Source organism: Variovorax ginsengisoli (genome assembly GCF_030811835.1).
Taxonomy (GTDB): Bacteria; Pseudomonadota; Gammaproteobacteria; order Burkholderiales; family Burkholderiaceae_C; genus Variovorax; species Variovorax ginsengisoli_C.
Genome location: NZ_JAUSRO010000002.1, coordinates 151,546 through 177,646 on the forward strand (window position 1 = coordinate 151,546; position 26,101 = coordinate 177,646).

A 26,101-nucleotide genomic window follows, 5' to 3' on the forward strand; every position below is an offset into this window, starting at 1 on the left:
GAGAAAGCCATGAGCAAGAAAAACATCGAGGACTGCGTCAGGACCAGTCTGGACAGCTATTTCCGCGACCTGCGCGGGACCGAGCCTGACGGCATGTACGACATGCTCGTGCGCGTCGTCGAGAAACCGTTGCTTGACGTGGTCATGGCGCGCGCCGAAGGCAACCAGTCGAGGGCCGCCCAGTGGCTGGGCCTGAACCGCAACACGCTGCGCAAGAAGCTGGTCGAACACAAACTTTTGAAATGACGAAGAACCCCATGGCACTGACCGCACTCCTTTCCGTTTCCGACAAGACCGGCATCCTCGAATTCGCCCAGGCGCTGAACGCGCTGGGCATCAAGCTGCTGTCGACCGGCGGCACCGCCAAGCTGCTGGCCGACGCCGGCCTCCCGGTGACCGAGGTGGCCGACCACACCGGCTTCCCCGAAATGCTCGACGGCCGCGTGAAGACGCTGCACCCGAAGATCCACGGCGGCCTGCTGGCGCGGCGCGACCTGCCGGCGCACGTGGCGGCGATCCAGGAACACGGCATCGACACCATCGACCTGCTGGTGGTCAACCTCTACCCCTTCGAAGCCACCGTGGCCAAGCCCGGCTGCACGCTGGAGGACGCGATCGAGAACATCGACATCGGCGGCCCTGCCATGGTGCGCAGCGCAGCCAAGAACTGGAAGGACGTCGGCGTGCTGACCGACGCCTCGCAGTACGCCGTCGCACTGGCCGAACTGAAGGCCGACGGCAAGCTGAGCGACAAGACCAAGTTCGCGTTCTCCGTGGCCGCGTTCAACCGCATCGCCGACTACGACGGCGCCATCAGCGACTACCTGTCGGCCATCGACTTCGACGCCAGCATCGGCCAGAGCGCGCCCAAGCGCACGCTGTTCCCTGCGCAGAGCAACGGCCGCTTCGTGAAGATCCAGGACCTGCGCTACGGCGAGAACCCGCACCAACAGGCCGCGTTCTACCGCGACCTGTATCCGGCACCGGGCTCGCTCGTGTCGGCCAAGCAGCTGCAGGGCAAGGAACTCAGCTACAACAACATCGCCGACGCCGACGCTGCGTGGGAATGCGTGAAGAGCTTCGACGTGCCCGCGTGCGTGATCGTCAAGCACGCCAACCCGTGTGGCGTGGCCATCGGCAAGGATGCGGCCGAGGCGTATTCGAAGGCCTTCAAGACCGACCCGACCTCGGCCTTCGGCGGCATCATCGCCTTCAACCGGCCGGTCGATGCCGACACCGCACAGGCCATCGCCAAGCAGTTCGTCGAGGTGCTGATGGCGCCGGGCTACACACCCGAGGCGCTCGAAGTGTTCCAGGCCACGAAGGCCAAGCTCAACGTGCGCGTGCTGGAGATTGCACTGCCCAAGGGCGGTGCCAGCGACTGGGACAACGGCCGCAACATGATGGACGTCAAGCGCGTCGGCTCGGGCCTCCTGATCCAGACCGCCGACAACCACGAGCTCGCCGCCAGCGACCTCAAGGTGGTCAGCAAGAAGCAGCCGACGCCGCAGCAGCTCGACGACCTGCTGTTCGCCTGGAAGGTCGCGAAGTACGTCAAGAGCAACGCCATCGTCTTCTGCGCCGACGGCATGACCATGGGCGTGGGCGCGGGCCAGATGAGCCGCCTCGACTCCGCCCGCATTGCCAGCATCAAGGCCGAACACGCGGGCCTGTCCCTCAAGGGCACGGCCGTCGCCAGCGACGCCTTTTTCCCGTTCCGCGACGGTCTCGACGTGGTGGTGGATGCGGGCGCGAGCTGCGTCATCCAGCCCGGTGGCTCGATGCGCGACCAGGAAGTCATCGACGCTGCGGACGAGCGCGGCGTGGTGATGGTGCTGTCGGGTGTGCGGCACTTCCGGCACTGACAACGTGCGGGCACTCCGTGTATCCCACCGTCGCCATCGCGTCAGCCGCTGGTGGTACGTGGCGGCGGTCGCCTTGCTGGCCGGCTGCGCGCTGGAGGTGACGGCACAGACGGTCATGACGCCGCAGGACCTGGCGCGAAAGAATGGCTGCATGGCCTGCCACGGCATCGTCCACAAGCAGGTCGGGCCAGGCTTTGCGCAGGTGGCCGAGCGTTACCGCAACGATGCCGACGCGCCCGGCCGCCTGGCTGCGAAGATCCGTAACGGCAGCGTTGGCACCTGGGGCCGCTTGATCATGCCGCAGCAGACCCAGGTGGGCGATGCAGACGCCCAGGTGCTGGCGCGCTGGGTGCTGTCGCAGCCTTCGCCGCCGCCCGCGCGGTAGCCGGGTTCGGCGCTGCGCGCTGGCGGTCGGCGGGGCCATTCGACGGGCGCGCTACTCCGAAAAACGGTACTTGAGCTGAAAGCTCAAAGCGCCGTAGAGGCGGTCCTTGTAGCTGGGAATGAACGCAATGTTCAGTCCCCAGTTCCGTCCTTCGATAGCCGCGGTCGGGATCAGTGCCGGGAACCAGCCGCCGTGGCGGTAGTTGGAATAACCGTCGAAGGCGCCGACCACCGCGCCGAGCTTCACGCCGTAGAGCTCGACGGGCATCACATACAGGCCGAGGTAATGTGAGGTATCGCGGTCGCTGTTGCGGAAGATACCGGCCGTCAGGGAGTAGGTGGAATCCAGTGTCCACTCGACGCCGAGCCCCGGGTTCGCGTCCTCCAGGCCCTTGTGGCGATCGAAGTGGTACGAATAGAAGCCCGGGTTCAGCCAGAGCCGGCTGGGTTCGGACTGGGCGGTCGCCGCGTCCGGCAGGACCGCCAACAGGGCCAGGGCTGGCGGCAACAGGGTACGCAGTCGCATGGTGGTGAGGCCTAAAGGGTCTTGAAGATCTGCCGGGCCGCGTCGATGGTCGCGGCGATGTCGTCGTCGCTGTGCGCCGCACTCACGAAGCCCGCTTCGTACAGCGCCGGCGCGATGTAGACGCCGCGGTCCAGCAGGCCATGGAACAACGTGTTGAACCTGGCGTTGTCCGTGGTCATGACTGTGGCGTAGTTCTGTGGCAGTTCGTTGAACAGGAAGAAGCCGAACATGCCGCCTTCGCTGTCGACGCTGAAGGGCACGCCTTCGGCCGCCGCGGCGGCCTTCAGTCCTTCGACCAGCGTGCGTGTCTTCGCCGACAGCGCTTCGTAGAAGCCGGGCTTGGCGATTTCCTGGAGCGTGGCCAGCCCGCAAGCCGTCGCCACCGGGTTGCCCGACAGCGTGCCGGCCTGGTAGACCGCGCCCAGCGGCGCGAGCTGTTCCATGATGGCGCGCGGTCCGCCGAAGGCCGCCAGTGGCATGCCGCCGCCGATCACCTTGCCGAGTACCGTGAGGTCGGGCGTGATACCCAGCACGCCTTGCGCGCCGTGCAGGCCGATGCGAAAGCCCGTCATCACTTCGTCGAACACCAGCAGCGCGCCGTGCTGGGTGCACAGTTCGCGGCAGCGCCGGGCGAATTCGGGCGTGGCACGCACGAAGTTCATGTTGCCGGCGATGGCTTCGATCATCAGGCAGGCCATCTCGTGGCCGTGCAGCGCGAAGGCCTCTTCCAGCTGCGCGATGTTGTTGTACTCGAGCACCAGCGTGTGCTGCACCGCTTCGGGCGGCACGCCGGCCGAGGTCGGGTGGCCGAAGGTGGCCAGGCCGGAGCCGGCCTTGACCAGCAGCGCGTCGGCATGGCCGTGGTAGCAGCCCTCGAACTTGATGATGTACTTGCGGCCGGTCGCACCGCGCGCCAGGCGCAGCGCACTCATCGCGGCCTCGGTGCCCGAGCTGACCAGGCGCACCATCTCCATCGACGGCACCAGCGCGAGGATGGCCTCGGCCAGCTCGATCTCGCGCTCGGTCGGCGCGCCGTACGAGAAGCCCTCGGTCACGGCCTTCTGCACTGCGTCGACCACGGCCGGATGCCCATGGCCCAGGATCATCGGCCCCCAGGAGCCGATGTAGTCGATGTAGCGCCGGTCATTGGCGTCCCAGAAGTAGGCGCCCTGGGCACGGGTGATGAAGCGCGGCGTGCCGCCCACGGCCTTGAAGGCACGCACGGGCGAGTTGACGCCGCCGGGGATGACCCGGCGGGCGCGTTCGAAGAGGATGTCGTTGTGGTCAGTGGCGTGTGTCATGGGGAGGCAATGCAAAGTCGATGGGTTCGGGCGGCAGGCCGTCGTCTTCTTCGTTGTCGTCGTCTTCGGGCTGGGCCCAGAAAAGGCGGTCGGGCAGCACATGGCCCATGCCCGGGCGAAAGCCCGCGTCCAGGCAGCGGTCCATGTAGCTCAGCGCTTCGGACGCGGCGGCGGGCAGGTCGGTGCCGCTGGCCAGGAGGGCGGCGAGCGCGGCCGACAGCGTGTCTCCGGCGCCGGAGAACACGGCTTCCAGGCGCTCGAACTTCTCGCTGGCGAGCACCGACTGGGGCGACGCCAGCACGTTGTCGATGAACTGCTCGGGCAGCACGATGCCGGTGACCAGCGTGTAGGGCACGCCGAATTCGCCGGCCGCACGGGCGATGTCGCGCGCCGACGGCGGCCTGTCGCCCTGCCAGTCGGGCAGCAGCCAGCGCCACAGCGTGCTGTGGTTGCCCACCAGCACGGTGGCCTGCGGCAACAGCAATTCGCGGAAGGCGTCGAAGTAGGCGTCGATCTGGTTTTCTTCCCACCACGACAGGTTGGGCATGTAGGCCACCAACGGCACGTCGGGGTAGTCGGTGGCGGTCTCGGCGATGGTGCTGAGCACCTCGGGCGAGCCCACGAAACCGACCTTGATCAGCTTGACCTCCACGTCTTCCAGGATGGCGCGCGCCTGCTCGGCCACGGCCTCCTCGTCGAACGCGAAGTGGTCGAAGATTTCGGCCGTGTCGCGCGCATAGGCACCGGTGACGACCGGCAGCATGTGCGCGCCCACCGAGGCGATGGCCAATGCGTCGCCTCCCAGGCCGCCCGCGCCGCTGGGGTCGCTGGCGTTGAAGACGAGGACACAGGGCGGGTCGAGTTCGATTTCGGCGGCGATGTCCTCGGTGTCCGTCGGGTCGCTAAGATCGCGGGATGGGTCGGTGGTCTCGGGGGGTGATGCGTTCATGGTTTCGTGCCAGTGTGTCGTCCGAAAGTTGATACACCTGAATACAATTTTTGCCTCTCCACGGAGGCGTTGAGTTTGCGATGAATACGAAAACCTGGATGTGTCTGATTTGCGGCTGGATCTACGACGAAGCCGTCGGTGTTCCTGAAGATGGTATTGCAGCGGGCACGGCCTGGGCCGATGTGCCGATGAACTGGACCTGCCCGGAATGTGGCGCACGCAAGGAAGACTTCGAGATGGTGGAAATCTGAAGTTTGGCGCCGCATGGGCCTGATACCTTGGCAGGCTCCTTTTTGCATCACGCGCCTGCCGCCACCTTGCGCACCACCGCATAGCGCTGCAGTGTGCGCTCGCGCGCCTCGGCGTGGTCGACGATCGGCTTGGGGTAGTGCTCGCCCAGCTTCAGGCCGGCCGCTTCCAGTTCCACGGGCGTGGCCGTCCACGGCGCATGGATCACCTTGTTGTCGAGCTTGGCGAGTTGCGGCAGGTAGCGGCGGATGAACTTGCCCTCGGGGTCGAAGCGTTCGCTCTGGGTGACAGGGTTGAAGATCCGGAAATACGGTTGCGCGTCGCAGCCGCTCGAGCTGGCCCACTGCCAGCCGCCGTTGTTCGACGAGAGCTCGAAGTCGTTGAGGTGGGTGGCGAAGTAGGCCTCGCCGCGCCGCCAGTCCAGCCCCAGGTCCTTGCACAGGAAGCTCGCCACCACCATGCGCAGGCGGTTGTGCATGTAGCCGCTCTGGTTGATCTGCGCCATGGCCGCATCGACGAGCGGGTAGCCGGTCCGGCCCTGGCACCAGGCGGCGAACAGCCCATCGGCGTGCTTGCCGTGGTGCCAGATGATCTTGTCGTATTCAGGCTTGAAGCTTTTGCCTCGGGCGACGTCCGGGCGATGTGCGAGCGCCTGGAAGTAGAAGTCGCGCCAGATCAGCTCGCTCAGCCAGGTCGCCGCACCGGCGCTGCCCTCTCGCGAAAGCCGGTGCGCCGTGCCGGCCATCTGCCGGATCGACACGGTGCCAAAGCGCAGGTGCACGCCCAGGTAGCTGGGACCGCGCACCGCCGGAAAGTCGCGGGCGGTGTCGTAGCGGTCGATGCGCTCGACGAAGTCGTCGAACAGGGCTGCGCCGCCCTGGGCGCCGGTGGGTATCTCCAGGCTCGCGAGGTTGGTTGGCTTGAAGCCGATCGCCTCCAGCGTCGGCACTGGCGCGCGGTGGTCCGCGGGTGGCGGCGCCAGCGCGTCCACGTAGGCGCGAACGGGATAGGGCTTGAGGTAGAAGTCGTCGACCTTGGCCAGCCAGGCGCGCTTGTAGGGGGTGAACACGGTGTAGGGCTGCCCGGCCTGGGTCAGCACCTCGTCGCGCTCGAAGATGGCCTTGTCCTTGACGACGTTCAGCAGCACGCCGACGTCGGCCAGCGCCCCGAAGACGCGGGCGTCCCGCGCCATCGCGTCGGGCTCATCGTCGCGGTTGGCGAACACCGCCTGCACGTCGAGCGTCTTGGCCAGCGCGGCGATCTCGTCTTCGGCCACGGCATGGCGCACGATGAGCCCGCCACCGAGTGCGCGCAGTTCGGTGTCGAGCGCGACCAGCGATTCGCGGATGAACTCGACCCGGCGGTCTGCGCGCGGCAGCGCATCGAGGATGGCCTTGTCGAAAATGAACACGCAAACCACCTGGCGGCACGCGCGCAACGCCTGCCAGAGGGCAGCGTTGTCGTCGATGCGCAGGTCGCGGCGGAACCACATGAGTCCCTTGGGGTAAGTCTTGTCGACGGCAAGTAAAATCGGCGGCATGGCTTCCGATTCTGCCCCGATGAACCTCACGCACCATTTTTTGATTGCGATGCCAGGGCTGGAGGACAAGGCGTTTCACCGCAGCGTCGTTTATCTTTGCGAACACAGCGAGCGGGGTGCGCTCGGTCTCGTCATCAACAAACCCAGCGACATCAACCTCAAGGTGCTGTTCGAGAAAATCGAACTGCATCTCTCCCGACCCGAACTCGGCGATTCGCCGGTCTTCCAGGGCGGCCCGGTCCAGACCGAGCGCGGTTTCGTGCTGCACGAGCCGGTCTTTGCCGACGCTGACAAGCCCGAGGAATCGGTCTACGCCTCGACCATGACCATTCCGGGCGGCCTGGAGATGACCACGTCCAAGGACGTGCTCGAAGCCATGGCCACCGGCTCCGGCCCGCGCCGTGTGCTGGTTTCCCTGGGTTACGCCGCCTGGGGCGGGGGGCAGCTCGAATCCGAGTTGGCCGAAAACAGCTGGCTGACCGTCGGCGCCGACCCGGCCGTGATCTTCGATACGCCCATTGGCGAGCGCTACGACAAGGCGCTGCTGCTGCTGGGCCTGGAGGCCTGGACACTCTCGCCGGATGCGGGGCACGCTTGACCAGCGAAGCCACCCCCGTTCCCGCGCACTTCCAAAGCTTCCTGGCCTTCGACTATGGCCAGAAGCGCACCGGCGTCGCCACCGGCAACCGGCTACTCGGCACCGCGTCGCCGCAGCCGACCATCAAGGCCGAGGGCGACGCGCGCTTCGTGCAGGTGGCCGCGCGCATCAAGGAGTGGCAGCCCGACGCGCTGGTGATCGGCGTGCCCTTCCATCCCGACGGCGCCGCCCACGACAACACCCGCGCGGCGCAGAAGTTCGCGCGCCAGTTGCGCGGCCGCTTCAACCTGCCGGTGTACGAGGTCGACGAGCGCTACAGCACGACCGAGGCGCTCGCCTCCGGTGCCCGCGACGCCGACGCCGCATCGGCCTGCATCATCCTTGAACAATTCCTGAGGAGCCTTCCTTGAACTCCATCCCTGAAGCCGAGTCGCTGTACCGCGACCTGCTGCGCGGCGTGCAAGCGCTGATGCGGCCCGACACCCGCCTGGTCGGCATCACCTCCGGCGGCGCCTGGCTGGTCGAGCGCCTGCAGAAGGATCTGGGCCTGGCCGGCGCGCCGGGCATCATCTCCTCGGCCATGCACCGCGACGACTTCGCGCGGCGCGGCCTGTCGTCGAGCGCACAGACCGCGCTGCCCTTCGACGTGAACGGCGCAGACGTGCTGTTGCTCGACGACGTGCTCTACACTGGCCGCACCATCCGCGCCGTGCTCAACGAGCTGTTCGACTTCGGCCGCCCCGCCTGCGTACGGCTGGCGGTGATGGTCGACCGCGGCGGGCGCGAGCTGCCGGTGGCGGCCGATTTCGCGGCCGCGACACTCACGCTGCTGCCCACGCGATCACTCGCGCTGGCCCGCGGCGACGCCGGTGCCTTCAGCTTCGACGTCAAGGAGTCCTGACGTGCTCTACAAGCGCAATCCGCAACTCAACAAGAACGGTGAGCTGATCCACCTGCTGTCGATCGAGGGCCTGCCGAAAAGCATCCTCACGCACATCCTCGACACGGCCGCCAACTTCACCAGCGTGAGCGACCGCGAAGTGAAGAAGGTGCCGCTGCTGCGCGGCAAGAGCGTGTTCAACCTGTTCTTCGAGAACTCGACGCGCACCCGCACCACCTTCGAGATCGCGGCCAAGCGGCTGTCGGCCGACGTGCTCAACCTCGACATCGCGCGTTCGTCGGCGAGCAAGGGCGAGTCGCTGCTCGACACCATCGCCAACCTTTCCGCGATGGCCGCCGACATCTTCGTCGTGCGCCACAGCGAGTCGGGCGCGCCCTACCTGATCGCGCAGCATGTCGCACCGCACGTGCACGTGGTGAATGCCGGCGACGGCCGCCATGCGCACCCGACGCAGGGGCTGCTCGACATGTTCACGATCCGCCACTACAAGAAGGACTTCGCGAACCTCACGGTCGCGATCGTCGGCGACGTGTTGCATTCGCGCGTGGCGCGCTCCGACATCCATGCGCTCACCACGCTCGGCTGCGCCGAGGTGCGCGTGGTCGGCCCCAAGACGCTGGTGCCCGGCGACATGGCCGGCATGGGCGTGCGCGTGTGCCACACGCTCGAAGAGGGCATCAAGGACTGCGACGTCGTCATCATGCTGCGCCTGCAGAACGAGCGCATGAGCGGCGCGCTGCTGCCGTCGAGCCAGGAATTCTTCAAGACCTACGGCCTCACGCCCGAGAAGCTGCAGCTGGCCAAGCCCGACTGCATCGTGATGCATCCGGGGCCGATCAACCGCGGCGTCGAGATCGACTCGGCGGTGGTCGACGGCAAGCAGAGCGTGATCCTGCCGCAGGTCACTTTCGGGATCGCGGTCCGCATGGCCGTGATGAGCATCGTGGCCGGGAACGAAGCATGAACATCCTCATCACCAATGGCCGCGTGATCGACCCGGCCTCCGGTCTCGACCGGCAGGGCGACCTCGCCATCGCGGACGGCAAGATCCTGTCCATCGGCAATACGCCGAGCGATTTCCGGGCCGAGCGCACGCTCGATGCATCGGGCTGCATCGTCGCCCCCGGCCTGGTCGACCTGGCTGCGCGCCTGCGCGAGCCGGGCTACGAGCACGAAGGCATGCTCGACAGCGAGATGGCCGCGGCCGTGGCCGGCGGCGTGACCAGCCTGGTCTGCCCGCCCGACACCGACCCGGTGCTCGACGAGTCCGGGCTGGTCGAGATGCTGAAGTTCCGCGCCGAGAAGCTGCAGCGCGCGCGCCTGTTCCCGCTGGGCGCCGTCACGCGTGGCCTGGCCGGCGAGGTGCTCACCGAGATGGTCGCGCTGACCGAAGCCGGCTGCGTCGGCTTCAGCCAGGCCGACGTGCCGTTGACCAACACGCAGGTGCTGCAGCGTGCGCTGTCGTACGCCGCCACCTTCGGCTACACGGTCTGGCTGCGCCCACAGGACCGCGACCTGGGCAAGGGCGTGGCCGCGAGCGGTGCGCTCGCCACGCGCCTGGGCCTGGCCGGCGTGCCGGTCGCGGCCGAGACCATCGCGCTCTTCACCATCTTCGAACTGATGAAGAGCACCGGCGCACGCGTGCACCTCTGCCGCCTGTCGAGCGCGGCCGGCGTCGCGCTGGTGCGCGCAGCCAAGGCCGACGGCCTGCCGGTGACGTGCGACGTCAGCATCAATTCGCTGCACCTGACCGACGCCGACATCGGCTTCTTCGACAGCCGCGCGCGCCTGAACCCGCCACTGCGCCAGCAGCGCGACCGCGATGCGCTGTCGGCCGCACTGGCCGACGGCACCATCGATGTGTTGGTGTCCGACCACACGCCGGTCGATGCCGATGCCAAGACGCTGCCCTTCGCCGAGAGCGAACCGGGCGCCACCGGCCTTGAACTGCTGCTGCCGCTCGCGCTGCAGTGGGGCGAGCGCAGCGGCGCCGGCCTGGCGCGGGCGCTTGCAGTCGTCACCTCCGCGCCCGCGGCGCTGCTCGAGCCCGCAGCGACGGCCGGGGTCGGCCGGCTGATGGCCGGCGGCGTTGCCGACCTGTGCGTGCTCGACCCCGCGGTCGAATGGCAGGCCTTGCCCGAAGCCTTGTTCAGCCAGGGCAAGCACACGCCCTTCGCCGATTACCCGCTCAAGGGCCGTGCGCGCGTCACGGTCGTGGGCGGCCGGGTCGTGTTCGAGCGCTGAGCGAGCAACGCCATGCAGGCACTGACCGCTGCAGGAAGGTTGATCCGTGCCCTGGCGCATGCGTTCGTCGGCTGGTGGACGATCCGCCGCAGTTTCGCTGCCATGCCGATGGACGAGCGCGAGGCCCGCGTGCAGCGCTGGGCCCTGCGCATGCTCGAGATCATGGGCATCCAGCTGGTGGTGCAGGGCACGCCGCCCGCCCAAGGGCCGCTGCTGCTGGTGAGCAACCACCTGTCATGGCTCGATATCCTCGCCATCCATGCAGCGCGCCACGTGCGCTTCGTCTCCAAGTCGGGCGTGCGCCATTGGCCACTGATTGGCACCTTGTCGGACGGTGCGGGTTCGCTCTACATCGAGCGCGAGCGTCGCCGCGACGCCATGCGCGTGGTGCACCACATGACCGAGGCACTGCGCGAAGGCAACCTGATCGCGGTGTTTCCCGAGGGCACGACGAGCGACGGGCGTGGCCTGCTGCCTTTTCATGCCAATCTGCTGCAGGCCGCCATTTCGTCGGGCGCGCCGGTGATGCCGACCGCCTTGCGCTATGCCGATGCCGCGACAGGCGAGACCAGCCAGGCGCCGCGCTACATCGACGACGACAATCTGGCGCTCTCCCTGTGGAGCACGCTCAAGGCGGCGCCGTTGCTCGCCATCGTGCGTTTCGGGGAGCCCCAGTCATCCTTCGCCCGCGAGCGCCGCAGCTGGGCCCAGTCGCTGCACGCCGACGTGCAGGCATTGCGGCGCGAGACGCACTGAGCGAAGGGGTCGGCGACGTAGCGCTCATGGCGATGGATGCAGACCGGACGGTCGCGCGGCATCGGAATTCGGAACGTTGAAAGGCGCCGCCGTGCAAGGTTCAGTGCGAATGCCGCGGACGCCGCTGGCCTGGCTGTCGATGTCATCGCGCAGCCGTTGGTCCAGTGTCGGCACCTGGGCGTGCGTCAGACGCTCTTGCGCCATCCAGACGACGGCGTCGAACATGAACGCATCCATCGACCTGCCATCGAGGTAGGCGTGCACCAGCATCTTCGCTGAAGCTTTGGATATCCGCATGAGATAGGTTTCCTCCCCGCGCTAGCGGGTGGCCTACCCTATCCCAGTGATGTTCTTCGTTCTGTGCGGCGGCGAACAGAACAGCAAAAAGATTTCGAAGCGTCCGGCTTCTGTGGATCTCGTCCGGCGTCTATTCGAGCAGATCGGCGTAGCCCTTGCGGTCGGCTGCATAGCAGCCGCACGCCGCTGCTTCGAGCCCGGGGCGATCGAGCACCGTCAGTTCGCCGCGCGTGTATTCGATCAGCCCGTTCTGCTGCAGCAGGCCTGCCGCCGCGGTAATGCCGACCCGGCGCACGCCGAGCATGTAGGCCAGGAATTCATGGGTCATGTGGAAGCTGTCGGCGTGCGCACGGTCCTGGCTCATGAGCAGCCAGCGGGCGAGCCGGGGGCCGATCTCGTGAAAACGCAGGCACGCCGCCGACGTGGTCAGTTGTGCCATCAGCGCACACACGTAACGGTCGAGCACAGGCCGAAGGGCCTCGATGGCTCCGAGTTCATTCTGGAAAGCTGCGCTGCCGATGCGCCACGACATGCCAGGCCCCTGCACCACCGCGCGCAGCGGTGCGATGCGAACGCCCAGCGCCACCTGAGCGCCGACCATGCCTTCGCGGCCGACCATGCCGACTTCGATGTGTGCATCGCCGTCGGTCGTCGCCACCAGCGAGATGAAGCCATCGACCGGGAAGTAGACGTGCGACGTCGGCTCACCGGGCATGCAGAGCACGTCGCCCAGGACCAGCTGTACTTCTTCGCAAGCCGCAAGGAACTTCCGGCGATCGGCGCGCGGCAGCAGCTCGATCAGGTGATTCTGGACAATGGCCATCGGCCTCCCATGGTGTTCGTGCTTCCGAATGCGGGGCGAACAGGAGTAGAACGCTGGGGCCGTATCGAGTGGATGCAGCCAGTATGCGCCCCGGTGGGCCGCGGTGCGGCTTATTTCGCCTGCTTGTCTGGAAGCAGGCGGTCGTATTCCTTCTTCACCACGGCATAGCACTCGCACGAACGCTGCTCCAGCCGGTTGCGGTCGAGCACCGTGATGCGTCCCCGGGCGTAGCGGATGAGGCCTGCCGCCTGCAACTGCTGCGCCGCCTCCGTCACGCCTTCGCGGCGCACGCCCAGCATGTTGGAAATCAGCTCCTGGGTCATCACCAGCTGGTCGCCGGACAGCCGGTCCAGGCTGAGCAGGAGCCAGCGGCACAGTTGCTGGTCCAGCGAATGGTGGCGGTTGCACACGGCCGTCTGGGACATCTGGGTGATCAGCGCCTGGGTGTAGCGAAGCAGCAGGTGAAGCACCGGGCCGGCCCGGTTGAACTCCGACTTCAGCGCCTCCGCACCGAGCCGGTAGCCCTTGCCGGCGCTCTGCACCACCGCACGGTTGGGCGTCGATTCGCCGCCCATGAAGAGCGAGATGCCGACGATGCCTTCCTTGCCGACGACGGCGATCTCGGCGGACGCGCCGTTCTCCAGCACGTACAGCAGCGAGACAATGGCCGTGGTCGGAAAGTACACATGGCTGAGCGTGGCGCCCGACTCGTACAGCACATGGCCCAGCGGCAGGTCCACAGGCTCCAACCGGGGCAGCCAGCGCCGCAATTCTGTTTCGGGCAATGCGGCGAGCAAATGATTGGCCTCGGCATCAACGACTGCAACCATCTCGGACTCCACCTTCGGGCGCGGGGCCATCACCACATGGATGCCACGACAACGCCGATTAGTATAGATTTCGCCGCCGCCGGCTGTGCGCTATCGCACACAGCCGGTGGGGGCCCACCACACAGGAGACCGCCATGCCGGACCACACCATCGTCTGCCCGTCCGACAACCTGCCCATGGCCAACGGCGGCCCGATGCGTTTCATCGACAGCGATTCCACCCGGCGAGCGCTCGGCTTCGACCGCCTCATCCCCGCGCTGCGCGCCATGTTCGTCGCCGGCTGCGAGGTGCCGCTGCGGCACACGCACACGCTGGCAGGTGCACGCGGCGATGCCGCCGGCACGTTGCTCATCATGCCGGCGTGGCAGCCGGGCGCCTACCTGGGTATCAAGACGGTCGGCATCTTTCCGGGCAACGCGCAGCGCGGGCTGCCGGGCCTGCACTCGACCTACCTGTTGTTCGATGCGCAGACCGGCATGCCCCTGGCGCAGCTCGATGGCAACGAAATCACCTCGCGCCGCACTGCGGCGGCTTCGGCGCTGGCCGCGTCGTACCTGGCGCGGGCCCAAGCACGGCACCTGCTGGTGGTCGGCGCGGGCCGTGTCGCCGCACTGCTCCCCGCGGCTTACCGCGCCGTGCGGCCGATCGAGCGCGTCAGCGTCTGGGCGCGCAACACCGCACAGGCCGAGGCGCTGGCGCAGCAGTGGCGCGCCGGGGGCATCGATGCGCATGCAGCCACCGACCTGCCGGCCGCTGCGGCCGAGGCCGACATCGTCAGCTGCGCCACGCTCGCGACCGAGCCGGTGGTGCACGGCGCCTGTCTGCGCGCCGACAGCCATCTCGACCTGATCGGCAGCTTCACGCCAGCGATGCGCGAGGCCGATGACGCCTGCTTCGGCGGTGGTGCGCGCCTGTACGTGGACACTGCGGAGGCGTTGCAGAAGAGCGGCGAACTGCTGGGCCCGATGGCGCGCGGTGTGTTCGCGGCGGGTGACGTGGCCGGCACGCTGGCCGACCTGTGCAGCGGGCGCGTGCCGGGGCGGCGCGATGGCGATGGCCGCACTGTCTTCAAGTCGGTGGGCACGGCGCTGGAAGACCTGGCGGCGGCGGTGCTCGTGTTCGAGCAGGCCGGTGCCGCGTCAGGCCTGCCTGGCGCTATCGCCTAGGTGGATCTCGCCATCCATCAGTCCGGCGCGCAGGGCCTGCATCCAGCGAATGCAAAAAAAGCGCCCCGAAGGGCGCTGTAGAACGACGCCTTGCGGCGCCGCGAGGAGGAAACCTGCAAGCCGATGGAGGGTCAGAGGATGCCGAAAATCTTCAGCGCGATGATGGCGACGACGGGTACGCCGCACAGCCACAGGATGATGCTTTTCATGGAATGTCTCCGATCCGTTGATTGAATGTGTTGAATGGAATGTGCTTGCAGCCTAAGGCTGCGGCGGGTGCCTTCCATGCGGGAGAACGCTATCCGATGGCGTGGGCCCCTGCCTACACCTGCAGCCCGCTACATCACGGTCGCGTGCGGGTGCAGCGGATGTGCCAGCGTGTCGGCTATGAGCCGCAACGCCTGGTCGCAATCGTCGCGCGACATCGGCCCGCCCAGGCAGATGCGCACGGCCTCGGGCGGGTTGCCGTCGGTCGAGAAGGCCGCGCTGGCGACCACGCCCACGTTCTGCGTGCGCAGATATGACGCGAACTCGACCATGCTCCAGGCCGACGACAGCGGCAGCCACAGGTGGAAGCTCTCGCTCGGCGCGACCATGCCGTAGGTGCCAAGGTGCTTCTGCGCCATGGCCTGTCGAACATTCGATTCCGTGCGGATGGCCTGCAGCATCGCGTCGGCCGTGCCGTCTTCCACCCACAGCGTCGACAGCGCGTTGGTGATGGGCGAGGCCATCACGGTCGTCGCACGCAGTGCGCCTGCCAGCCGCTGCGACTGCCGCGCGCTGGGCGAGCGTACGTAGGCATTGCGAAGACCCGCGCCCAGCGTCTTCGAGAAGCCGGTGATGTAGTAGGTGAGGTCGGGCGCCATCGATGCGAGGGTCGGCGGCATCTGGCGCGGCAGCAGTCCGTAGGCATCGTCTTCGATGATGGGGATGGCGTAGCGCAGCGCGATGTCGGCCAGCGCTTCGCGACGCGCGCGGGAGATGGTCACGGTGGTCGGGTTGTTGATGGTCGGGTTGATGTACAGCGCCTTCGGCTTGAGCGTCTTGCACGCATGCTCGAAGGACTCGCCCATCGGCCCTTCCTCGTCGAGCGGCAGCGCATGCAGCTGCACGCCGAGCTGTGTGGCGATCGCCTTCACGCCCGGGTACGTCAGCGCCTCCACGCAGATCAGCTCGCCGGGCCGCGCGAGCTGCGAGAACAGCGCGGCCAGCACGCTGTGGATGCCGGGGCACACCAGCATCTGGTCGAGCCGACAGTCGGGGATGCGCGGGCGGATCCACTGCATGCCGGCCTCGCGGTCGCGCACCGTGCCGCCGAAGTCCTGGTAGCGCAGCAGGTCGTACACGTCGGTGTCGGCCATCACGCGCGCCGCGCTCTCCTTCATGCGGTCGAGCAGGCCGGCGTCCTGCGGTTCGGGTGGCAGGTTCATCGTCATCTCGGCACCGCCGCCACCGCGCAGCGGCACGGCCGGGCTGGTGCCGCGGATGAAGGTGCCGGTGCCCGCGCGCGAGTCGATCAGCCCGCGCTTGCGTGCCTCCGCATAGCCGCGTGCCACCGTCGTGTAGTTCAGCCGCAGTTCGGCCGCCAGGTCGCGCAGTGTGGGCAGCTTGTCGCGTGCGGTCAGGCGGCCGGTGCGGATGTCCTCGGCGATGAGGTCGGCGAGCAGCAGGTAGGCCGGCTTGTCGCTGGCCTCGAGGCGCTTCTGCCAGGGCTGGGTGATCTTGATCATGGTGACTTGATTGCATCCATTGATTGCATGTGTGCGAGTGGATGGACGCATGAAACATGCCGATCGCACAGAGGGGCCATGCCTTGATCGCGTGCATTCAGGCCTATTGATCGGGTGCATTGATCGCATGAGAAATGCATCAATCGGGTGCGCCGTCGTGCCTCGACGGCGGTCGGCGCGGGCGCTACAGCGCGTTGCAAATATTTTTTCGTGGCTGCGTGGCGCATCGCTGTTGCTTGATCGCGCATTGATCGCATCCAAGCGTCGGCGGGGTGGCACATCGCATGCAAAAGACAAGGGCGCGCAATCCACCCATCTCAACGTTTTTCAACTGGAGTCACCCCATGCCCGTAGTCACCAAAGCCCCGAACGTCGCCGGCGAACACCTCGTCGACTACGAAGAAAAAGTCTTCGAGGACGTCAAGGCCGAGCCCGGCGAGAAGGCGCTGGTCACCTTCCACACCGTGGCCTTCGAAGGCTCGATCGGCTTCGTCAACCTGCTGCAGGCTACGCGCCTCAAGCGCAAGGGCTACGAGACCTCGGTGCTGCTCTACGGCCCCGGCGTCACGCTCGGCGTGCAGCGCGGCTTCCCCACGCTGGGCGACGAAGCCTTCCCGGGCCACCAGAACTTCAACAAGCAGATCGTCAAGTTCATGGAAGAGGGCGGCAAGGTCTACGCCTGCCGCTTCGCGCTGCAGGCGCTGTACGGCCACGGCGAAGGCGCGCTGATCCCGGGCATCACGCCGATCAACCCGCTCGACGTGCTGGACATCGTGCTGCTGCACAAGAAGGCCGGCGCCGTCATCCTCGACACCTGGACACTTTGATCATGTCCTCCCCCAGTCTTCGCGCACTTCGTGTCGCTTCGCCAACCCCCTCGCCGGGGGCGACACCGGCGGCCCGGCGAAGCCGGTTCCGCGGTGTCTCCTGTGAAGAGCGGGCGCTGTGGGGGAGTTGCTGAAATGAGCCGAATCATTCGCGCCGCCGCGGTCCAGATCGCGCCCGACTTCGAGAACGTCGACGGCACCCTGAACCGGGTGTGCGCGGCGATCGATGAGGCCGGCGCCAAGGGCGTGCAGCTGATCGTTTTCCCGGAGACCTTCCTGCCGTACTACCCGTACTTCTCGTTCGTGCAGCCACCGGTGCTGCAGGGTCCTGCCCACATCCGCCTCATGGAGCGCGCGGTGATGGTGCCGGGGCCGGTCACGCTGGCCGTGGCCGAACGGGCACGTGCCAACAGCATGGTGGTCGTGCTCGGCGTGAACGAGCGCGACCACGGCAGCCTCTACAACACACAGCTGGTGTTCGACGCTGATGGCAGCCTGCTGCTCAAGCGCCGCAAGATCACGCCGACCTATCACGAGCGGATGATCTGGGGGCAGGGCGATGCCGCCGGCCTCAAGGTGGTGGACACCAAGGTCGGGCGCGTCGGCGCGCTCGCCTGCTGGGAGCACTACAACCCGCTGGCGCGCTACGCCCTGATGGCGCAGCACGAAGAGATCCACTGCGCGCAGTTCCCTGGCTCGCTGGTCGGGCCGATCTTCGCGGAGCAGATGGAAGTCACCATCCGCCACCATGCGCTCGAATCCGGCTGCTTCGTCGTCAACGCGACCGGCTGGCTCACCGACGCGCAGATCACCGCGATCACGCCTGATGCGGGCCTGCAGAAGGCGCTGCGCGGCGGCTGCCACACGGCCATCGTGTCGCCCGAAGGCAAGCACCTCGCGCCGCCGCTGACCGAGGGCGAAGGCATGGTCGTCGCCGATCTCGACATGGCGCTGATCACCAAGCGCAAGCGAATGATGGATTCGGTCGGCCACTACGCGCGGCCCGAACTGCTGAGCTTGGCCATCAACCAACGGCCCGCCGCAACCACCTTCGCGATGCCATCACACGCCAGTTCAGGCGGACCTGTTCCCACCACCCCCCACGGAAGCACCTCCCATGACCACGACAGCCTCGCCGTCCAGCCGCCAGTTGATGACCGAGTTGCAGTCCTTCGGGTTGCGGCTGGTTGACCCGTCGGCCGGCGCGGCCAGCCGCCGCGGCGGCGCCGGTCCGTCGGACCACAAGGCTGTCACCGTCGACGGCCACACGATCATGGTGCCGGTGCACACGTCGACGGCTTGGAACTCGCCCTTCACGGCGCAGGCGCCGGACGCGACGGGCCACAGCACCATCACGCGCGGCACCATTCCCATCGCCAGCATCAGCTTTCCGAAGCAGCCGCGCTTCACGAAGATGCAGACCTTCGACGGCGTGCCGTATTCGCACATCGCCACGCTGCACGGCAGCGACGTGCTGGCGACGACCGTGCTGCAGACCTGCATCCGCTACGAGAGCCGCCGGAAGACCTGCCAGTTCTGCGCGATCGGCCAGTCGCTCGCGGCCGGCCGCACCATCGCGCGCAAGACGCCCGAGCAACTGGCCGAAGTGGCGCGTGCCGCCGTGCTGCTCGACGGCGTGAAGCACATGGTGCTGACCACCGGCACGCCCAACGCCACCGATCGCGGCGCGCAGATCCTCTGCGAGAGTGCCTTCGCGATCAAGGCCGCGGTCGACATCCCCATCCAGGGCCAGTGCGAGCCGCCGGACGACGACCAGTGGTTCCACCGCATGAAGGCGGCCGGCATCGACACGCTGGGCATGCACCTCGAGGTGGTGACGCCATCGGTGCGCGAGAAGATCATGCCGGGCAAGGCCAGCGTGCCGATCTCGCGCTACATGAGCGCTTTCGAGGCGGCCGTCGGCGTGTTCGGCCGCGGCCAGGTCAGCACCTACATTCTGGCGGGGCTGGGCGACACGCGCGAAGCCATCCTCGCCATCTGCGACCAGCTGCTGGCGCTGGGCGTGTACCCCTTCGTCGTGCCCTTCGTGCCGATCAGCGGTACGCCGCTGGAAGACCATCCGGCCCCGACGCCTGAGTTCATGAAGTCGATCCTCGAGCCGCTGGGCCAGCGCGTGGCCGCGGCCAACCTGCGCTCGAGCGACATCAAGGCGGGCTGCGGCAAGTGCGGCGCGTGCTCGTCGCTTTCCGTCTACGAAAGCTGAGCCATGAGCTGCATCGATGACGTCGTCGATCCGGTCGTGCATTACGCGCCGGTCGAGTTCCTGGTGCGGGAGGCCGCGCAGCAGTGGGAGCGTGATGAGGCGCACGCGTTGCGCCGCGCGGTGTTCTGCATCGAGCAGGGCCTCTTTGTCGGCGACGACCGCGATGCCATCGACGAGCGCGCCCAGCTGCTGGTCGCGATGTCCTGCATGGGTGGCATGCCCGACCAGGTGGTGGGCACCGTGCGCATCCACGAAGCCTCGCCCGGCGTGTGGTGGGGCTCGCGGCTGGCGGTGCACGCGGCCTTCCGCAGCCAGGGCCATCTGGGCGCAACGCTCATCCGGCTGGCCGTGACGCGCGCGCATGCGCAGGGCGCCCACACCTTCATGGCGCACGTGCAGGCGCAGAACGAGGCGCTGTTCCACAAGCTGCACTGGCGCACGACCGGCACGCTCGCCATCCACGGCCGCGCACACGTCGAGATGCAACCGGCCTTCGCGCACTACCCGCCGTGCCACGACCCGGTGAGCGGTTTCGTGTCGCGTGCACGGAGCCGCGCATGACGCTCGCCGAACTCACAGCCGCCCTGCGCGACAGCCGTGGCTTCGCGCACAAGCGCGACATCAGCGACATCGTCACTGCGCTCGGCCATTCGCTGCCCGGCGGCGGCGCTGATCTGGCGCAGGCCGTGCCGGTCGGTGACGACTGCGCAGCCATCCCCGACGGCCATGGCGGCTACCTGCTCTTCGCGATCGAAGGCCTGGTGGAGGACTTCATCGAGCGCATGCCCTGGTTCGCCGGCTACTCCAGCGTGATGGTCAACGTGAGCGACATCTACGCCATGGGCGGCCGGCCGACCGCGGTGGTCGACGCGTTGTGGAGCGCCGGCATGCAGCCGGCCGACGAGATGCTCCAGGGCATGGCCGAGGCGTCGCGGAAGTACGGCGTGCCGATCGTCGGTGGCCACAGCAACAACCGCAGCGCGCGCCCGCAGTTGGCCGTGGCCATCCTGGGCCATGCGAAGAAGCTCTTGACCAGCTTCACCGCGCGGCCAGGCGACCTGCTGGTGATGGCGGTCGATTTGCGGGGCGCCTACCAGGAGCCCTTTCCATACTGGAATGCATCGACCGCCGCGCCCGGCGCGCGCCTGCGTGCCGACCTCGAGGTGCTGCCCACGCTGGCCGAGGCCGGCCTGTGCGACGCGGCCAAGGACATCAGCATGGCCGGTGCCATCGGCACGGCGCTGATGCTGCTCGAATGCTCGAAGGCGGGCGCGACCATCGACGTCGATGCCATCCCGCGGCCGGCGGGCGTGCCGCTGCTGCGCTGGCTCACGTCCTTCCCCAGCTTCGGCTTCGTGCTGAGCGTGCGGCCCGAGGCACTGGGCGACGTGCTCACCCGTTTCTCGGCGCGCGACATCGCCTGCAACGTGGTCGGCCAGGTCGACGACAGCCGCACCCTGATGCTGCGCCAGGGCGACGGTCGGCAGCTGCTGTGGGACCTGAACACCGACGCGTTCATCTGCGAGGCTATCGAGGACGGCGAGGTCCACCATGCATGAAGCCATGGCTTCGCGGCCGCTGAAGATCGGCCTGCTCACCCACTCCGTCAACCCGCGCGGCGGCGTGGTGCACACGCTCGAACTCGCGCACGCGCTGCACGACGCGGGCCACGACGTGACGGTGATGGCACCCGCATCGGCTGGCCAGCAGTTCTTCCGCCCGGTGCGCTGCGCCACGCGCCTGATCCCCGTCGGCCCCACGCCGCGCGACATGGTCGAGATGGTCGGCACGCGCATCGATGCGTTCACGACGTCACTCACTGAACTGTTGCAGGCCACCCGCTTCGACTTGCTGCACACGCACGACCCCATCGGTGGCAATGCGCTCGCCAACCTGCAGGAGCGTGGCCTGATCGACGGTTTCGTGCGCACGGTGCACCACCTGGAGGTGTTCGCCGACGTGCAGCTCATGCGCTGGCAAGCGCGCGGCTTCCGGGCCGCGCGGCAGGTGTTCTGCGTGAGCCGGCTGTGGCAGCACCTGCTGGCGACGAAACATGGCGTGCGGGCTGCGGAGGTGCGCAATGGCCTACAGCGCGGGCGTTTCAGCCCCGAGCGCCAGCCCGGCGACGCGTTGCTGGTGCAGCGCCTGGGCGTGCGCACTGGTGCACCCGTAGTGCTGGCGCTGGGCGGCGTAGAAGAACGCAAGAACACGCTGCGCCTGCTGCAGGCCTTCGTGCTGCTGCGCGCGTCGCACCCCGACACGCAGCTCGTCATCGCCGGCGGCGCCAGCCTGCTCGACCATGCGCAGTACGGGCGCGACTTCGCAGCGCTCGCCCAGGCCAGCGATCTACCCATCGGCCCCGGCGGCGCCATCGTGCTCACCGGCGCGCTGCCCGACGACGACATCCCTGCGCTCTATCGCCTGGCCGATGTGGTCGCGATGCCGTCGCTCAACGAAGGCTTCGGGCTGGTCACGCTCGAAGCGCTGGCCAGCGGCGTGCCGATCGTCGTCTCGCGCATCGCGCCCTTCACCGAGTACCTGCGCGACGCTGACTGCCACTGGGCCGATCCGTTGAAGTCAGCCTCGATCGCCCAAGCGCTGCAAGCCGCGCTGGCATCGCGTTCGCCCGCGCGCATCGCCGCGAGCGCCGCGCGCCTCGGCGAGACCTTCAGCTGGACCGCGAGTGCGGACCGCCATGTACAGCTCTACCGCGAGGGCCTGTCGCAAGGCGCCACCGCGGCCGTTGCACGAACCCACCTGCGTTGAGGACCCTCCCATGCCCGTCATGCATTTCCACGTCCGCTGGCCTGACCAGAGCGAGACCCGTTGCTATTCGCCGTCGCTCGTCGTGCAGGACTTCCTGACACCCGGCCAAGCCTATCTGCTGCCCGACTTCCTGGGCCGCACGCGCGAGGCGCTGGGCATCGCCTCGGAGCGGGTGCGCGCCAAGTTCGGCTTCGCCTGCTCGCAGGCGATGGACCAGCTCGCGGAGATCGAGCAGATCGCGCAGCGCTTCCACCAACAACCGCAGGCGCAGGTCACCGTCCTGCGCTTCGACTGACCCCACCGAGGACTTTCACATGACCCCCAAGACCACCCACTACAGCGTCGTCATCGTCGGCGGCGGCCAGTCCGGCCTGTCGCTGAGCCACTGTCTGCAGCAGCGCGGCATCGACCACCTCGTGATCGAGAAGCGCACGCTGGTGCATTCGTGGCGCAGCCAGCGCTGGGATTCGTTCTGCCTCGTCACGCCCAACTGGCAGTGCAACCTGCCGGGCTGGTCGTACAGCGGCAGCGATCCGCACGGCTTCATGGTGAAGGACGAGATCAACGCCTGGCTGGCCGGCTTCGTCGAGCAAGTGCAGGCGCCGGCGCTCGAGGGCGTGACGGTCGAGAAAGTGTCGAAGGCTGGCGAAGCGGACTGCTACACGATCGACACCAGCGCCGGCCGCTTCACCGCCGACCAGGTGGTGGTGGCCTCGGGCGGCTACCACAAGCCCGTGGTGCCACGGATGGCCGAGAAGCTGCCGGCCTCAATCGTGCAGTACCACTCCGCGCAGTACCGCAACCCGGCGCAATTGCCCGAGGGCGCGGTGCTGGTGGTGGGCTGCGGCCAGTCGGGCGCGCAGATTGCCGAAGACCTGCACCTGGCCGGGCGCAAGGTCTACCTGGCCACTGGCAACGCGCCGCGCTGCGCGCGCTTCTACCGCGGCAAGGACGTGGTCGACTGGCTGGCCGACATGAACTACTACGACATGCCGGTGACGCAGCACCCGCTGCGCGAAGGCGTGCGCGACAACACCAACCACTACGTGACCGGCCGCGACGGCGGCCGCGACATCGACCTGCGCCGCTTCGCGCTCGAAGGCATGGAACTCTACGGCCTGATGACCGGGCTCGACGGTGACACGCTGCAGTTCCAGCCCAACCTGCGCGCGAACCTCGACCATGCCGACCAGATCTTCAACGGCATCAACGCGTCGATCGACAAGTTCATCGCCGCCAACGGCATCGAGGCGCCGGGCGGCAGCGTCTACGAGCCGGTATGGGCACCGAAGGAAGAGCGCACCACCCTGAGCCTGCGCGAATCGGGCATCACCAGCGTGGTGTGGTGCATCGGCTTCCTGCCGGACTTTGCCTGGGTCGAGGCCCCGGTGTTCAACGGCCGCGGCGAGCCGGTGCACCTGCGCGGAGTGACCGGTGTCGAAGGGCTCTACTTCCTGGGTCTGCCATGGCTGCACACGTGGGGATCAGGGCGTTTCTCGGGTGTCGCGCGGGACGCGGTGTACCTGGCCGAGCGGATCGAGACGGTGAAACTGGCGCGCAGCGCCAGCGCTCAAAGTGTGCCTTGCGTCAGCGAGCGAAGCAGGGAGCCCGCCTCGTCTTCGAGCGCCTGAAGCCATTCGTCGGCGAGCGGGGAACTGATCGCGTTGCCGCGCACCGTCTCCACGTTGAGCGGGTACGCCCGTTCGAACTCGGCCCGTGCGTCGGGCGGCAGGCATCGAAGCAGGGTGAGAAAGGCGATGCGCATGGCCTGGTGCTTGCCCGCGGCCATGTTCAACCGCGCCATCGTCTTGTCGTTTGTGCTCATGACTGTGTTTGTAGGCGCCTTGCGGTCGGGGTGTGTGGCGTGCTTGCAAAATCGGGTCGAGCCGCAGGACGGCAAGGCGAGGAGGGTGCGCCTTCGCGTCTGGCTGAAGGCCAGCCAAAGGTCGTGCGTGGTCGCTCCCGATCCTCTGCAGGGGTCGCCACAATACGTGCATGCACCTGCTGTTGATCGAAGACGACATGGATCTGGGCCGCGCGCTGCAGTCGGCGCTGAAGGTGGAGGCGCTGTCCAGCGAGTGGTTGCGGCGCGCAGCGGATGCACCGGTGCGGCTCGATGCCGAAGCCTTTGACTGCGTGCTGCTCGACCTGGGCCTGCCCGATGCAAGCGGGTTCGACCTGCTGGCGCGCTGGCGCGGCCAGGGCTGCCTGACCCCGATCATCGTGGTCACCGCGCGTGGCGCGGTGGAAGACCGCCTGGCCGGGCTCAACGGCGGTGCCGACGACTTCGTCGTCAAGCCCTTCGAGACGCTGGAGCTCATCGCCCGCATTCACGCGGTTGCGCGCCGGGCCGCGCGGCAGGCCAGTGAGCGCTGGGTCATCGGCGACCTCGTGATCGAGCCGCGGCGTCATGGTGTGCGTCGTGACGGGCAACCCGTGGCGTTGTCGCCGCGCGAATTTCAGATACTGCTCGAACTCGCTCGTGACCCGGGTGCAGTCATTCCCAAACACCTGCTGGCGCAGCGCATGACCCCGTTGGGCAACGCACTCGATGCCAGCGCGCTCGAAGTCCACGTGTCCAACCTGCGACGCAAGATCGGCGCCGATTGCATCCGCACCGTGCGGGGTGTCGGTTACCTGCTGGTGGCGCCATGAATGGCGCGGCCTTGTCTTCGCGGCCCTCGCGCTCTTTGCCAACCCTGCTGCACGCGTTGCGCGCTCGTGTGGATGAGCCCACCCTGCAGCGACGGGGCGTGGCCTCGGTGCTCATTGCCTTCCTGGTCATCTGGTTCGTCCTGCTGGGCTACGTGTATATGCAGTCGCGACGCATCGATACCAGTGCACCAGGGCTCGATCAGTTCAGCGATGCGCTCGGCGACGCGCTGGCACCTGTTGCTGACGTGGCGCAAGCGCAGGCTGTGATGGCAGCCACGAGCCAGTGGCTCAACGTGCGGCGCCAGGCCGAGGGCCGCCTGCCCGGCCTGAGGCTGTACGAGTTGCTGGATTCGCAGGGCCGTCGCGTGTGGGCATCGCCGCCGCTGCGTGGCATCGTGCTGCCCAGCGCATTCCCGAGCCTCACGCCGCTGGAGGTGGGCGGTATCGCGCACAACGTGTACGAATCGCGTTCGGCCCGGTGGACGCTGCGCGTCATCGAGCCCCTGCGTACCGATGCCGCCTTCTTGGCCTACAACGGCCGTTGGCTGATGCCATACCTCATGCTGGCGCTGCCGATCATCCTGGGGGGCGTGTGGCTGTCGGTGCGCAACGGCCTCATGCCGCTGCAGCAACTGGCCCGCAGCATCGCCGAGCGCGCGCCGGGCGACCTCAGCCCGCTCGCCTTGCAGGTGCGGCACCGCGAGCTCAGGCCGCTGTCCGAGGCGCTCGACCACCTGTTCGCACGACTCAAGCACACAGTCGAGAGCGAACGCTTCTTCGTTCAGGATGCCGCCCACGAGATCCGCACGCCACTGGCCGTGATCACCGCGCAGGCGCATGTGCTCGCGCATGCCGACGGCCTGCAGGTGCGTGAAGAAGCCCTGCAGCACCTCAACCATGCCGTCTCGCGCGCGTCGCACCTGGCGCAACAGTTGTTGTTGCTGGCCTCGCTGGACGAAGGCCGGCGGCCTCCGCCGCAGCGCAGCAATGTCACGCAAGCGCTGCGCCAATGGCTCGCCCCGATGGCGACAGTCGCCATGGCGCGCGGCATCGAGCTCGAACTGGACGCTCCCGACGCGCTGATGGCCGCGGTCGACGAGGCCGCGCTCGCTTCCATCGTCGACAACCTGGTCGACAACGCGGTGCGCTACGGCCGACCCGATGGCCGCATCGTCGTGCATCTGCTCGACGAAGGTGAACGCCTCACGCTGCTGGTGCGTGACGACGGCCCCGGTATCGCCGCGGCCGATCGCGAACGCGCGTTCCAGCGCTTCTGGCGCGGCAGCGGTCACATCGACGTGGCAGGCTCGGGCCTCGGCCTGGCGATCGTGCGGCAGGCCGCGCAGGGCATGGGCGGCAATGCGACGCTCACGGCGGGCCTGGAGGGCCGCGGCGTCGGCTTTCGGATCAGCGTGCCGAATGCGGATTTTCGCGCTGGCTGACAGAGCAAGAATCAAGAACGAGGAGCGA

General features: G+C 67.8%; 31 protein-coding genes. 21 read left to right on the forward strand and 10 right to left on the reverse strand.

The window, feature by feature from the left end:
- Positions 1-9: 9 nt before the first annotated feature.
- From J2W36_RS02865 to J2W36_RS02875, 3 genes are read left to right on the forward strand one after another with little or no spacing between them, the layout of a single operon-like run.
- Positions 10-246: a Fis family transcriptional regulator gene (locus tag J2W36_RS02865; RefSeq protein ID WP_307688158.1), complete on the forward strand. Its 237-nt coding sequence runs from the start codon at positions 10-12 to the stop codon at positions 244-246.
- 11 nt (positions 247-257) lie between these two features.
- Complete coding sequence (gene purH / locus J2W36_RS02870) at positions 258-1,865, forward strand: bifunctional phosphoribosylaminoimidazolecarboxamide formyltransferase/IMP cyclohydrolase (RefSeq protein ID WP_307688428.1); 1,608 nt, start codon at positions 258-260, stop codon at positions 1,863-1,865.
- A gap of 4 nt (positions 1,866-1,869) precedes the next feature.
- Positions 1,870-2,250: a c-type cytochrome gene (locus J2W36_RS02875; protein WP_370869247.1), complete on the forward strand. Its 381-nt coding sequence runs from the start codon at positions 1,870-1,872 to the stop codon at positions 2,248-2,250.
- Positions 2,251-2,301: 51 nt separating this feature from the next.
- Here the strand turns inward: J2W36_RS02875 and J2W36_RS02880 are convergent, their stop codons facing one another.
- Genes J2W36_RS02880 through thiD form a run of 3 tightly spaced genes read right to left on the reverse strand, consistent with a single transcriptional unit; the run spans position 2,302 to position 5,025 of the window.
- Positions 2,302-2,775 carry a hypothetical protein gene (locus J2W36_RS02880; RefSeq protein ID WP_307688159.1) on the reverse strand — a complete coding sequence of 158 codons (474 nt, stop codon included), beginning with the start codon at positions 2,773-2,775 and terminating at the stop codon, positions 2,302-2,304.
- Positions 2,776-2,786: 11 nt separating this feature from the next.
- A complete protein-coding gene (gene hemL, locus J2W36_RS02885) occupies positions 2,787-4,076 on the reverse strand; it encodes a glutamate-1-semialdehyde 2,1-aminomutase (protein WP_307688160.1) in 1,290 nt (429 codons plus the stop codon).
- The gene (thiD, locus tag J2W36_RS02890) at positions 4,060-5,025 is read right to left on the reverse strand and encodes a bifunctional hydroxymethylpyrimidine kinase/phosphomethylpyrimidine kinase (protein ID WP_307688161.1); all 966 of its coding nucleotides are present in this window, start codon (positions 5,023-5,025) and stop codon (positions 4,060-4,062) included. Before thiD ends, hemL begins: the two co-directional genes overlap by 17 nt.
- An 80-nt stretch (positions 5,026-5,105) precedes the next feature.
- Between thiD and J2W36_RS02895 the strand changes: the two genes are divergently transcribed.
- Positions 5,106-5,276 carry a rubredoxin gene (locus J2W36_RS02895; protein WP_007838397.1) on the forward strand — a complete coding sequence of 57 codons (171 nt, stop codon included), beginning with the start codon at positions 5,106-5,108 and terminating at the stop codon, positions 5,274-5,276.
- A 47-nt stretch (positions 5,277-5,323) separates the two neighbouring features.
- Here J2W36_RS02895 and J2W36_RS02900 read toward each other — a convergent pair whose 3' ends face one another.
- Positions 5,324-6,814 carry a cryptochrome/photolyase family protein gene (locus tag J2W36_RS02900; RefSeq protein ID WP_307688162.1) on the reverse strand — a complete coding sequence of 497 codons (1,491 nt, stop codon included), beginning with the start codon at positions 6,812-6,814 and terminating at the stop codon, positions 5,324-5,326.
- Between J2W36_RS02900 and J2W36_RS02905 the strand changes: the two genes are divergently transcribed.
- Genes J2W36_RS02905 through J2W36_RS02930 form a run of 6 tightly spaced genes read left to right on the forward strand, consistent with a single transcriptional unit; the run spans position 6,813 to position 11,313 of the window.
- Positions 6,813-7,412 carry a YqgE/AlgH family protein gene (locus tag J2W36_RS02905; protein ID WP_307688163.1) on the forward strand — a complete coding sequence of 200 codons (600 nt, stop codon included), beginning with the start codon at positions 6,813-6,815 and terminating at the stop codon, positions 7,410-7,412. The two genes, J2W36_RS02900 and J2W36_RS02905, sit on opposite strands and share 2 nt — an antisense overlap.
- Entirely contained in the window at positions 7,409-7,822 is a 414-nt protein-coding gene (gene ruvX, locus J2W36_RS02910) for a Holliday junction resolvase RuvX (protein ID WP_307688164.1), read from the forward strand. Before J2W36_RS02905 ends, ruvX begins: the two co-directional genes overlap by 4 nt.
- Complete coding sequence (pyrR, locus tag J2W36_RS02915) at positions 7,819-8,313, forward strand: bifunctional pyr operon transcriptional regulator/uracil phosphoribosyltransferase PyrR (protein WP_307688165.1); 495 nt, start codon at positions 7,819-7,821, stop codon at positions 8,311-8,313. The genes ruvX and pyrR overlap by 4 nt, the downstream gene beginning before the upstream one ends.
- 1 nt (position 8,314) lies before the next feature.
- Complete coding sequence (locus J2W36_RS02920) at positions 8,315-9,277, forward strand: aspartate carbamoyltransferase catalytic subunit (protein ID WP_286649239.1); 963 nt, start codon at positions 8,315-8,317, stop codon at positions 9,275-9,277.
- Positions 9,274-10,557, forward strand: coding sequence for a dihydroorotase (locus tag J2W36_RS02925; RefSeq protein WP_307688166.1), 1,284 nt, complete (start codon positions 9,274-9,276; stop codon positions 10,555-10,557). The genes J2W36_RS02920 and J2W36_RS02925 overlap by 4 nt, the downstream gene beginning before the upstream one ends.
- 12 nt (positions 10,558-10,569) lie before the next feature.
- Positions 10,570-11,313, forward strand: coding sequence for a lysophospholipid acyltransferase family protein (locus tag J2W36_RS02930; RefSeq protein WP_307688167.1), 744 nt, complete (start codon positions 10,570-10,572; stop codon positions 11,311-11,313).
- Positions 11,314-11,337: 24 nt separating this feature from the next.
- Here J2W36_RS02930 and J2W36_RS02935 read toward each other — a convergent pair whose 3' ends face one another.
- The 3 genes from J2W36_RS02935 to J2W36_RS02945 form a co-directional block, all read right to left on the reverse strand.
- A complete protein-coding gene (locus J2W36_RS02935) occupies positions 11,338-11,610 on the reverse strand; it encodes a hypothetical protein (RefSeq protein ID WP_307688169.1) in 273 nt (90 codons plus the stop codon).
- A 130-nt stretch (positions 11,611-11,740) separates the two neighbouring features.
- Positions 11,741-12,433 carry a Crp/Fnr family transcriptional regulator gene (locus tag J2W36_RS02940; RefSeq protein ID WP_307688170.1) on the reverse strand — a complete coding sequence of 231 codons (693 nt, stop codon included), beginning with the start codon at positions 12,431-12,433 and terminating at the stop codon, positions 11,741-11,743.
- 110 nt (positions 12,434-12,543) lie between these two features.
- Positions 12,544-13,263, reverse strand: coding sequence for a Crp/Fnr family transcriptional regulator (locus J2W36_RS02945; RefSeq protein ID WP_307688171.1), 720 nt, complete (start codon positions 13,261-13,263; stop codon positions 12,544-12,546).
- Between the two features lie 194 nt (positions 13,264-13,457).
- Here J2W36_RS02945 and lhpI point away from each other — a divergent pair, with 194 nt between their 5' ends.
- Complete coding sequence (lhpI, locus tag J2W36_RS02950) at positions 13,458-14,429, forward strand: bifunctional Delta(1)-pyrroline-2-carboxylate/Delta(1)-piperideine-2-carboxylate reductase (RefSeq protein ID WP_307688430.1); 972 nt, start codon at positions 13,458-13,460, stop codon at positions 14,427-14,429.
- 131 nt (positions 14,430-14,560) lie between these two features.
- On the opposite strand, the gene J2W36_RS02955 is transcribed toward lhpI, so the two are convergent.
- Positions 14,561-14,716: a hypothetical protein gene (locus tag J2W36_RS02955; RefSeq protein WP_307688172.1), complete on the reverse strand. Its 156-nt coding sequence runs from the start codon at positions 14,714-14,716 to the stop codon at positions 14,561-14,563.
- A 51-nt stretch (positions 14,717-14,767) separates the two neighbouring features.
- Positions 14,768-16,159 (reverse strand): aminotransferase-like domain-containing protein, encoded by a 1,392-nt coding sequence (locus tag J2W36_RS02960; protein WP_307688173.1) that lies wholly within the window; start codon positions 16,157-16,159, stop codon positions 14,768-14,770.
- A gap of 344 nt (positions 16,160-16,503) precedes the next feature.
- Here J2W36_RS02960 and J2W36_RS02965 point away from each other — a divergent pair, with 344 nt between their 5' ends.
- From J2W36_RS02965 to J2W36_RS03000, 8 genes are all read left to right on the forward strand, one after another.
- Positions 16,504-16,986, forward strand: a complete 483-nt coding sequence (locus J2W36_RS02965; protein ID WP_307688174.1) for an MSMEG_0572/Sll0783 family nitrogen starvation response protein — start codon at positions 16,504-16,506, stop codon at positions 16,984-16,986.
- 135 nt (positions 16,987-17,121) lie between these two features.
- Positions 17,122-18,177 carry a Nit6803 family nitrilase gene (locus J2W36_RS02970; RefSeq protein ID WP_307688175.1) on the forward strand — a complete coding sequence of 352 codons (1,056 nt, stop codon included), beginning with the start codon at positions 17,122-17,124 and terminating at the stop codon, positions 18,175-18,177.
- Positions 18,140-19,210, forward strand: coding sequence for an MSMEG_0568 family radical SAM protein (locus J2W36_RS02975; protein WP_307688431.1), 1,071 nt, complete (start codon positions 18,140-18,142; stop codon positions 19,208-19,210). Before J2W36_RS02970 ends, J2W36_RS02975 begins: the two co-directional genes overlap by 38 nt.
- A gap of 3 nt (positions 19,211-19,213) precedes the next feature.
- Positions 19,214-19,771 (forward strand): MSMEG_0567/Sll0786 family nitrogen starvation N-acetyltransferase, encoded by a 558-nt coding sequence (locus J2W36_RS02980; RefSeq protein WP_307688176.1) that lies wholly within the window; start codon positions 19,214-19,216, stop codon positions 19,769-19,771.
- Positions 19,768-20,769, forward strand: a complete 1,002-nt coding sequence (locus tag J2W36_RS02985; protein WP_307688177.1) for a sll0787 family AIR synthase-like protein — start codon at positions 19,768-19,770, stop codon at positions 20,767-20,769. Before J2W36_RS02980 ends, J2W36_RS02985 begins: the two co-directional genes overlap by 4 nt.
- Positions 20,762-21,976, forward strand: a complete 1,215-nt coding sequence (locus J2W36_RS02990) for an MSMEG_0565 family glycosyltransferase (RefSeq protein ID WP_307688178.1) — start codon at positions 20,762-20,764, stop codon at positions 21,974-21,976. Before J2W36_RS02985 ends, J2W36_RS02990 begins: the two co-directional genes overlap by 8 nt.
- 10 nt (positions 21,977-21,986) lie before the next feature.
- Positions 21,987-22,271 carry an MSMEG_0570 family nitrogen starvation response protein gene (locus tag J2W36_RS02995; RefSeq protein ID WP_307688179.1) on the forward strand — a complete coding sequence of 95 codons (285 nt, stop codon included), beginning with the start codon at positions 21,987-21,989 and terminating at the stop codon, positions 22,269-22,271.
- A gap of 19 nt (positions 22,272-22,290) precedes the next feature.
- A complete protein-coding gene (locus tag J2W36_RS03000) occupies positions 22,291-23,607 on the forward strand; it encodes an MSMEG_0569 family flavin-dependent oxidoreductase (protein WP_307688180.1) in 1,317 nt (438 codons plus the stop codon).
- On the opposite strand, the gene J2W36_RS03005 is transcribed toward J2W36_RS03000, so the two are convergent.
- On the reverse strand, positions 23,547-23,801 hold the full coding sequence (locus J2W36_RS03005; RefSeq protein WP_307688181.1) for a hypothetical protein: 255 nt from the start codon (positions 23,799-23,801) through the stop codon (positions 23,547-23,549). The genes J2W36_RS03000 and J2W36_RS03005 overlap by 61 nt on opposite strands.
- A gap of 170 nt (positions 23,802-23,971) precedes the next feature.
- Here J2W36_RS03005 and J2W36_RS03010 point away from each other — a divergent pair, with 170 nt between their 5' ends.
- Both J2W36_RS03010 and J2W36_RS03015 read left to right on the forward strand, forming a co-directional pair.
- The gene (locus J2W36_RS03010) at positions 23,972-24,631 is read left to right on the forward strand and encodes a response regulator (RefSeq protein ID WP_307688182.1); all 660 of its coding nucleotides are present in this window, start codon (positions 23,972-23,974) and stop codon (positions 24,629-24,631) included.
- Positions 24,632-24,699: 68 nt separating this feature from the next.
- A complete protein-coding gene (locus J2W36_RS03015) occupies positions 24,700-26,073 on the forward strand; it encodes a sensor histidine kinase (RefSeq protein WP_307688183.1) in 1,374 nt (457 codons plus the stop codon).
- The last annotated feature ends 28 nt before the right edge of the window (positions 26,074-26,101 follow it).

Excerpts from the sequence above, each read along its gene's own strand:
- J2W36_RS02935 (WP_307688169.1), bottom strand. The coding sequence starts at position 11,610 with ATGCGGATATCCAAAGCTTCAGCGAAGATGCTGGTGCACGCCTACCTC.
- J2W36_RS02975 (WP_307688431.1), top strand. The coding sequence starts at position 18,140 with ATGACCGAGTTGCAGTCCTTCGGGTTGCGGCTGGTTGACCCGTCGGCC.
- J2W36_RS02960 (WP_307688173.1), bottom strand. The coding sequence starts at position 16,159 with ATGATCAAGATCACCCAGCCCTGGCAGAAGCGCCTCGAGGCCAGCGAC.
- J2W36_RS02995 (WP_307688179.1), top strand. The coding sequence starts at position 21,987 with ATGCCCGTCATGCATTTCCACGTCCGCTGGCCTGACCAGAGCGAGACC.
- J2W36_RS02965 (WP_307688174.1), top strand. The coding sequence starts at position 16,504 with ATGCCCGTAGTCACCAAAGCCCCGAACGTCGCCGGCGAACACCTCGTC.
- thiD (WP_307688161.1), bottom strand. The coding sequence starts at position 5,025 with ATGAACGCATCACCCCCCGAGACCACCGACCCATCCCGCGATCTTAGC.
- J2W36_RS02865 (WP_307688158.1), top strand. The coding sequence starts at position 10 with ATGAGCAAGAAAAACATCGAGGACTGCGTCAGGACCAGTCTGGACAGC.
- J2W36_RS02970 (WP_307688175.1), top strand. The coding sequence starts at position 17,122 with ATGAGCCGAATCATTCGCGCCGCCGCGGTCCAGATCGCGCCCGACTTC.
- J2W36_RS02900 (WP_307688162.1), bottom strand. The coding sequence starts at position 6,814 with ATGCCGCCGATTTTACTTGCCGTCGACAAGACTTACCCCAAGGGACTC.
- J2W36_RS02945 (WP_307688171.1), bottom strand. The coding sequence starts at position 13,263 with ATGGTTGCAGTCGTTGATGCCGAGGCCAATCATTTGCTCGCCGCATTG.
- J2W36_RS02955 (WP_307688172.1), bottom strand. The coding sequence starts at position 14,716 with ATGGAAGGCACCCGCCGCAGCCTTAGGCTGCAAGCACATTCCATTCAA.
- J2W36_RS02990 (WP_307688178.1), top strand. The coding sequence starts at position 20,762 with ATGCATGAAGCCATGGCTTCGCGGCCGCTGAAGATCGGCCTGCTCACC.
- purH (WP_307688428.1), top strand. The coding sequence starts at position 258 with ATGGCACTGACCGCACTCCTTTCCGTTTCCGACAAGACCGGCATCCTC.
- J2W36_RS02980 (WP_307688176.1), top strand. The coding sequence starts at position 19,214 with ATGAGCTGCATCGATGACGTCGTCGATCCGGTCGTGCATTACGCGCCG.
- J2W36_RS03005 (WP_307688181.1), bottom strand. The coding sequence starts at position 23,801 with ATGAGCACAAACGACAAGACGATGGCGCGGTTGAACATGGCCGCGGGC.
- J2W36_RS03000 (WP_307688180.1), top strand. The coding sequence starts at position 22,291 with ATGACCCCCAAGACCACCCACTACAGCGTCGTCATCGTCGGCGGCGGC.
- lhpI (WP_307688430.1), top strand. The coding sequence starts at position 13,458 with ATGCGTTTCATCGACAGCGATTCCACCCGGCGAGCGCTCGGCTTCGAC.
- J2W36_RS02985 (WP_307688177.1), top strand. The coding sequence starts at position 19,768 with ATGACGCTCGCCGAACTCACAGCCGCCCTGCGCGACAGCCGTGGCTTC.
- J2W36_RS02895 (WP_007838397.1), top strand. The coding sequence starts at position 5,106 with ATGAATACGAAAACCTGGATGTGTCTGATTTGCGGCTGGATCTACGAC.
- J2W36_RS02930 (WP_307688167.1), top strand. The coding sequence starts at position 10,570 with ATGCAGGCACTGACCGCTGCAGGAAGGTTGATCCGTGCCCTGGCGCAT.
- J2W36_RS02940 (WP_307688170.1), bottom strand. The coding sequence starts at position 12,433 with ATGGCCATTGTCCAGAATCACCTGATCGAGCTGCTGCCGCGCGCCGAT.
- J2W36_RS02905 (WP_307688163.1), top strand. The coding sequence starts at position 6,813 with ATGGCTTCCGATTCTGCCCCGATGAACCTCACGCACCATTTTTTGATT.
- J2W36_RS03010 (WP_307688182.1), top strand. The coding sequence starts at position 23,972 with ATGCACCTGCTGTTGATCGAAGACGACATGGATCTGGGCCGCGCGCTG.
- hemL (WP_307688160.1), bottom strand. The coding sequence starts at position 4,076 with ATGACACACGCCACTGACCACAACGACATCCTCTTCGAACGCGCCCGC.
- J2W36_RS02925 (WP_307688166.1), top strand. The coding sequence starts at position 9,274 with ATGAACATCCTCATCACCAATGGCCGCGTGATCGACCCGGCCTCCGGT.
- J2W36_RS02880 (WP_307688159.1), bottom strand. The coding sequence starts at position 2,775 with ATGCGACTGCGTACCCTGTTGCCGCCAGCCCTGGCCCTGTTGGCGGTC.